This is a genomic window from Labilibaculum sp. (genome assembly GCF_041595635.1).
GTDB lineage: Bacteria > Bacteroidota > Bacteroidia > Bacteroidales > Marinifilaceae > Labilibaculum.
On sequence record NZ_JBFHJW010000121.1, the window covers coordinates 1 to 3870 of the forward strand.

General features: G+C 37.3%; 3 protein-coding genes. All 3 read left to right on the forward strand.

Translation table 11 applies throughout. The features are described 5' to 3' along the window. Window positions 1-1333, forward strand: a 1333-nt coding sequence (locus ABYT26_RS17545) for a cytochrome ubiquinol oxidase subunit I (protein ID WP_372756316.1), incomplete at its 5' end; no start/stop codon positions are given. Between the two features lie 2 nt (window positions 1334-1335). Beyond that, window positions 1336-2469: a cytochrome d ubiquinol oxidase subunit II gene (gene cydB / locus ABYT26_RS17550; RefSeq protein ID WP_372756318.1), complete on the forward strand. Its 1134-nt coding sequence runs from the start codon at window positions 1336-1338 to the stop codon at window positions 2467-2469. 258 nt (window positions 2470-2727) lie between these two features. Continuing rightward, entirely contained in the window at window positions 2728-3816 is a 1089-nt protein-coding gene (locus ABYT26_RS17555; RefSeq protein ID WP_372756320.1) for a chorismate mutase, read from the forward strand. The last annotated feature ends 54 nt before the right edge of the window (window positions 3817-3870 follow it).

Below are 3870 nucleotides of genomic sequence, written 5' to 3' on the forward strand. Positions count from 1 at the left end.
AATCATTCTCGAATTTGAGTTTGGAACCAATTGGTCTAACTATTCCTGGTTCGTGGGCGATATATTTGGTGCGCCGCTTGCCATTGAAGGAATCATGGCCTTTTTTATGGAATCCACTTTTATTGCCGTCATGTTTTTTGGTTGGAACAAAGTGAGCAAAAAGTTCCATCTAATTTCAACCTGGTTGGTAGCGGTCGGGTCTAGTTTATCTGCATTGTGGATATTGGTGGCAAATGGATGGATGCAGAATCCGGTGGGTATGTCTTTTAATCCGGACACGGCACGTAACGAAATGAATAATTTCTGGGAGGTTTTATTTTCACCTACAGCAGTGAATAAATTTTTGCATACTATTTCTTCTTCCTATGTTCTTGCGGCGGTTTTTGTTGTTGGAGTTAGCTCATGGTATCTGCTTAAAAAGACGCATGTGAGTTTTGCCAAAAAGAGTATTGTTGTTGCTGCGGTTTTCGGATTGATAACTTCTTTGTTTGCCGTTTTAACTGGTGATAATTCGGCTCGTGAAATTGTTCGCGATCAACCCATGAAATTTGCTGCTGTGGAAGGGCTTTACAACGGTTCTAGAGGAGCAGGTTTGGTCGCTTTAGGTTTTATGTCTACAACCGAAGGCGATAGTGAAAATGAAAATTTGAAAGATTTTGCTTTTAAACTTGAGATTCCTAACATGCTCTCTTACATGGCTTATCTCGATGGGGATGCTTTTGTACCAGGAGTTCATGATATTATTGATGGTTATACCGATAATGATGGAGAAGTTCATCCACCAGTTAGCGTAAAAATGGAAATGGGGCGAAAGGCAATCGCTGCTTTGAAAGATTATAAATTGGCTAAAAAAGAATCTAATTCTGAATTAGCGGAGCAGTCGTTGAGAGATTTAGATGCCAATTTTAAATATTTTGGCTATGGTTATTTCGATGATCCTTACCAAACAGTTCCTCCTATTTCAATGTCTTTTTACAGCTTTCACATTATGGTTGGCTTGGGCATGTATTTTATACTATTATTTGTTTTGAGTTTGCTCTTTATTCACAAGGAGAGTATCCTTTCTAAAAAATGGTTTTTACGTTTGGCGATTTGGAGTATTCCTCTTGCCTATGTTGCTTCGGAATGTGGTTGGATTGTTGCCGAAATGGGACGTCAACCATGGGTGATTCAGGATTTGATGCCAACAATGGCAGGTGTTTCGAATATCGATAGCATGTCGGTGAAAATTACATTCTTCCTATTCTTTGTAGTTTTTACAGGACTATTAATTGCAGAGGTGAAAATTATGTTGAAGCAAATTAAAATTGGACCTAATCACGGAGGAAAATAGTCATGTTTGAAAATTTATCGCACGTAACATTACAGCAATATTGGTGGATTATTGATTCGCTATTAGGCAGTATTCTTGTATTCCTGATGTTTGTTCAGGGCGGACAAACCTTAATCTATAGAATTGGTAAATCGCCCATGGAGAGAAATATGGTGGTGAATGCTTTGGGGAGAAAATGGGAATTTACTTTTACTACTCTAGTTACCTTTGGAGGAGCAATGTTTGCCTCATTTCCTTTATTTTATTCTACCTCATTTGGAGGAGCTTACTGGGTTTGGATGGCCATTCTTTTCTGTTTTATTATTCAAGCCGTTGCCTACGAGTTTCGAAGTAAACCAAATAATGTTTGGGGAGCTAAAACTTTCGAAGCCTTTCTTTTTATAAATGGTTTGCTGGGTACCATCCTAATAGGAACCGCAGTGGGAACCTTTTTTAATGGAGCCGAATTTACTGTGAACGATTTTAATCAGTCACGATGGGCAACCCCTTACGGCGGATTAGAAGCCGTTTTGAATATTCACAATCTTGCTTTAGGATTAACAGTTTTCTTTTTGGCAAGAGTATTGGGGAGTTTATATTTTATGAATTGCATTGACGATGAGCAGATTTATGTTCGTTCCAAAAAACAGTTGTTGATTTCTGGAATTCCTTTTTTGGTCTTCTTCCTGTTTTTTGTTATTCGTTTGCTGCTGATGGATGGATTTGCCATCGATCCTAAAACGAGCATCGTAAGCATGGAGTCGTTTAAATATCTTCATAACCTGATTGCCATGCCTCTTGTTCTTATTTTATTTTTAGCAGGGGTAGTTGGCGTTTTGTTCGGATTGGGAAAATCTTACTTATTAGAAAAATATACAAAAGGAATCTGGTTTTCGGGAGCAGGGACAATATTAGTCGTGTTCTCATTATTTCTTTTAGCAGGATTTAATAATACTCCTTTTTATCCTTCATTGGCCGATTTACAATCTTCCTTAAGCATTCAAAATGCTTCCTCTTCTCATTACACGCTTAGCGCGATGAGCTATGTTTCCTTGATGGTTCCTTTTGTAATTGCCTATATTGTTTGGGCATGGAGAGCTATCAACCGAGATAATATTACGGTTGAGGAAATGGATGCAGGAGATCATTTATATTAATAAAAAGAAAATATCATGTATATATCATCAATAATTTGGTTGCTTACTTGGCCACTTTTAATCTATGTTAGTTATAAGGCCATTCGCTTCACAATTAGAAAATTAGGCACAAAAATAGAAAATGAATAATAGTTCAGTAATTGGCATTCTCACGAGAATGCCAATTCTGTTTGTAATACTATTTTACGATGTCATTTAAAAGTGTATTTTTGTTCGATTAATACCAGCTTTGGTATTGGGGTGTTTTAAATTGAATATATGAGCGGATTGGAGAATTGTAAACCAATGGATACTTGGTTTAAGAGGTTGGATACAAGACCAATAGTAATAAGTGGTCCTTCTGTGGTTGAATCGGAAGAACAGTTACTAACAACTGCAAGAGAATTGAAAAAGATTGATCAGGTAAAGATTTTTCGTGCAGGAGTGTGGAAACCGCAAATGGCAACAAAATCTTTCGGTGACCGAAGTTTAGATATTTTTCAATGGTTGAATCAAGTGAAACAGGAAACTGGCTTGCTTACTATGGTTGAGGTTGCATCACCCAGACATGTTGAAATGTGCTTGAGACACAATGTTGATATTCTTTGGGTGGGAGCTAGTACATCCTCAAATCCTTTTTCAGTGCAAGAACTGGCGAGTGCTTTGCAAGGAATGAATGTTCCTGTGATGGTGAAAAATCCAATTAATCCAGATATTAACTTATGGATTGAAGCTCTCGAAACCATCAATAAAGCTGGCATTTCCCGATTGGCAGCCATACACCGAGGTTTTTATCCTTTCGAGAAAACAAAATTTCGTAACATCCCAAAATGGGAATTTCCCATCGAATTAAAATCTCGTTTTCATAATTTGCCTATTCTTTGCGATCCGAGTCATATAGCCGGAACTAGCAAATACATCCCCGAAATGGCCCAAAAAGCGTTGGACTTGAATATGGATGGTTTGATGATTGAGACTCACTTTGACCCAAATCAATCGGATAGCGATTTGCCTCAGATTACACCTGTAGAACTAGATAAGATACTTCGAAGTCTAGTTTGTCGTTTATCGTCTATTGATGAACGCGAAGATAATCAACTTGAGAAATATCGCGATCAGATCGATTCGGTTGATTCACAGCTCATCGAATTGTTAGCACTGCGTATGAATATTGTGGAAGAGATTGGTGAATACAAGGCAGATAAAAACATGACTATTCTTCAACTTCAACGTTGGGAAAAAGTGCGTGAAAAAGGTATTGAATTGGGAAAATCACTAGGATTATCTGAATCTTTTATGGCTCAATTATTAAGAATGATTCATAAAGAAGCTATTTTGAAGCAGAATGAAGTAATGAATAGAAAATAATTATTCTTTCCTTGTACTGTGGTTCGGTAAATTTACAAAAAATGTAGTGCCAAC

Excerpts from the sequence above, each read along its gene's own strand:
- ABYT26_RS17555 (WP_372756320.1), top strand. The coding sequence starts at position 2,728 with ATGAGCGGATTGGAGAATTGTAAACCAATGGATACTTGGTTTAAGAGG.
- cydB (WP_372756318.1), top strand. The coding sequence starts at position 1,336 with ATGTTTGAAAATTTATCGCACGTAACATTACAGCAATATTGGTGGATT.